At 60.8% G+C, this 2,872-nt stretch carries 4 protein-coding genes; 3 read left to right on the forward strand and 1 reads right to left on the reverse strand.

Features of this window, described 5'->3' with window-relative positions:
* Positions 1-474 precede the first annotated feature (474 nt).
* Complete coding sequence (locus tag ACSDR0_RS49995) at positions 475-1,740, forward strand: S1 family peptidase (protein ID WP_435296026.1); 1,266 nt, start codon at positions 475-477, stop codon at positions 1,738-1,740.
* A 159-nt stretch (positions 1,741-1,899) separates the two neighbouring features.
* A complete protein-coding gene (locus tag ACSDR0_RS50000; RefSeq protein WP_435296027.1) occupies positions 1,900-2,364 on the forward strand; it encodes a hypothetical protein in 465 nt (154 codons plus the stop codon).
* A 34-nt stretch (positions 2,365-2,398) separates the two neighbouring features.
* Here the strand turns inward: ACSDR0_RS50000 and ACSDR0_RS50005 are convergent, their stop codons facing one another.
* Positions 2,399-2,602, reverse strand: a complete 204-nt coding sequence (locus tag ACSDR0_RS50005) for a hypothetical protein (RefSeq protein WP_435296028.1) — start codon at positions 2,600-2,602, stop codon at positions 2,399-2,401.
* Here ACSDR0_RS50005 and ACSDR0_RS50010 point away from each other — a divergent pair.
* Positions 2,549-2,686 carry a hypothetical protein gene (locus tag ACSDR0_RS50010; protein WP_435296029.1) on the forward strand — a complete coding sequence of 46 codons (138 nt, stop codon included), beginning with the start codon at positions 2,549-2,551 and terminating at the stop codon, positions 2,684-2,686. The two genes, ACSDR0_RS50005 and ACSDR0_RS50010, sit on opposite strands and share 54 nt — an antisense overlap.
* The last annotated feature ends 186 nt before the right edge of the window (positions 2,687-2,872 follow it).

Consider the following 2,872-nt stretch of genomic DNA (forward strand, 5'->3'; position numbering starts at 1 on the left):
AACGGACGAGACCACCCCAACCTGGCGAGGCACTTACTAGAACATAAGGAGCAATCTACTCAAATCAAATGCCCTCTGAAGTTAGCCATAGTGCAGGAACCTGCCATCGCCCCACAGCTTGCTGCCAATCCTCACCGCCTCGCGGCCATGCAGCTAACCTGAGGCAACCACCGTGAAAGAAGCCGCAGAAGGCTCCCGAAACGGCGCACATCTGGTCACATCTCACGGCAAGCCGCAGGTCACGCGGCGTCTTACGCGATGCTTAACGCCACCCGACCGTAGCGATTGACATAGATCAATGAGGTAATTACGGTCTGATCCGTATCTGAGTAGATCTCCATGGCGACGTCAGAGCCCTCATGGACGGGCAGTCGCCGAACCCCTCAGCAACCCAGGTTCGCCACCCCTGCCACAACTCCGACCAAGGGGTCGTTGATCCCTGTCCTGAAGCCAGGAATCCCACCAGAGGAGCACATGTTGATCACGCATCGCGCAGGGAAACAGCACGCGTTCGCGCTGCTCACATCGGCTGTCGCCGTGACAGCGATGTCCCTGAGTCCTGCCAGTGCCGCAAGCGCGGTCGATCGCCCGCTCGCTGCGCTGACCGACACGGCGATTCCGGCGAGGCCGCCGGAATCGGCTGTCAAGGAAATCGAGGCCATCAACCGGTTGATGTTCGACAACCCTGTCCAATGGGCCGGCGTCTGGTACGACAAGACCAGCGGCCGAGTGGTCGCCGCCGTCCCACCTGGCGCGTCAGAACAGACGCGGGCAAGCGCCCGATCCGCGCTCGGCTCCACCGGACCAGTGGTAGAGGCCGCTCGCAGCTTCGCGGACCTCGCCCGGTTATCCGACGCGATCATCTCGCGTGGCACCGTCGCCTCGGTCCCCATCGTGACCACGGGACTCGACTGGGAGCACAACACGGTCGTGGTCGGACTGACGACGATCACCGACGATGCCAGGGCCGCACTGGCGGCCGACTACGGCGACGCGGTGACGGTCCGGCAGGCACCCCAAGCGCCCCAGGCCGATGACGGACCTGACCGATATCGGGACCGATATCCGTACTGGGGCGGATCGGCATGGGCAGCGCCCTACGCTGGCAGTCGGCGCTGCTCCACGGCATTCGCGATGAAGCGCCCGGATAGTTCGAAGCACTTCCTGGTGACCGCGGGCCACTGCAACAGCCCCGATGCCCAGAACGCGGCGACGATGAACACGGCCCGCGATAGCTGGAACAACTTCATCGGCACGAGCAAGGGCTACCAGAACTCGCTGTGCGCATCCACGGGAAACAGCTGCGACATCGGCAGCACCAAATATGGCGACATCTCCGTGATCAGGGTGAACGGCATCGAAGGACGAATTTACTCCGGGGGTGTGTACACGACGGCGTCGCAGGCCGTCACCGATACGATGACCAGCCCGCCGGCCATGGGCGAGTCATTGTGCATCAGCGGGGCACAATCCGGGACCACGTGCGGATATTACGTGACCAACAACTTCACGTCGGTGAGATACTCCAACGGCCAGGTTATGTCTCCGGTTGTCGAGACCAACGGCACCGGCAACTCCTGCACCAGCGGAGGAGACTCCGGCGGTGCTGTCTACAGGCAATTGACGAGCGGTGTCCGTGCCGCGGGCATCCACAGCGGCACCGGCGTCGGATGCATAGAGTGGTTCACGTCAATCTACTACGCGCAAAAGCTCTTCTACGCCGTCACCGTGACGTCCTGAGCCCATGAGGGGTACGGCTGCGGTTGCCCCGGCTCGCCATAGGTGTCGTGGACGCCAGTCGCAGCTCGATCATCACGGACTGGCCGGTTCGGATTTGAGGCCGAGCTCGGAGAGCAGCACCGCTCCAAGTTTCGCTATTCATCTGAGAGGATTTCTTGCATGTTCAGAACTGCCAGGATTGCTAGCATCGCAGCGGTGTGCACGTTGTTCATCGGGCTTTTGACTGCGGCGCCTGCAAACGCATCCAGTACGCATCGGTTCGACTTTGTTCCCGAGGATGGATTGTCATCCGGCTATGGGACCATCACCTTTTATGAACGTTCGGTCAACATTAGAGGTTCGGTTAAGAGTCACAACACTGGCTGTGCACGAGCAAGTTTTAATGTCTACACTCATCCGCCCAACGAGTATGACCATAAGGGAGAGCGTTTCGCACGTGAAACACGCGATGCCTGCGGGCGAGGCCCGGGATCAAGCACGGACTTCAATTTCACTGTGGAGATCGGGCGCGGAGGTGCGGTTTATGTCGAGGCGGGCGTTGATAGCTGGATGGGGCAGCACGATGGCCGCAGGATCTGGAACCCCGTCTATGGTGACTGCCAAGGTGGTCCGGCTGTGTGTTGATCGCATGAGTTGATCAGGCGGTTCGCTGCTGTGATCATGGGTGCTCGTGGGCGAGACCGCGCAGCAACCCTGAAGTAATGGCCGGGTCGCCGGGAGGAATTTCACCTCCCGGCTCCCACAGATTCGGCGGGAACTGGACGTTGACATCCGTACCAGAAACGCCCTTCTCCGTTCTCTGCGCTGTCTGGGAGAACGTGTTTTCGCGCTCCTCGAACAACGGTGGCGCATCCTTCAACATGTGTCACTCAGCCCCAGCCGAGTCGGCGACGTCGCCAAGGCCGCCCTCGTTCTTACTCACTTCGAGCACGGCTTGATCACGTAAAAGTCGCCGAGAAAACCCACTGGATCCTGGACCACCGCGAACAGCGTGATGGTGTCGCCCGTTTCTACTACTCCGCCGAGCGTGACGAGGAGACGCTCCCTCTGGACTGAGAGGGCATTTGATTTGAGTAGATTGCTCCTTATGTTCTAGTAAGTGCCTCGCCAGGTTGGGGTGGTCTCGTCCGTT

Source organism: Streptosporangium sp. G11 (genome assembly GCF_051192615.1).
GTDB lineage: Bacteria > Actinomycetota > Actinomycetes > Streptosporangiales > Streptosporangiaceae > Streptosporangium.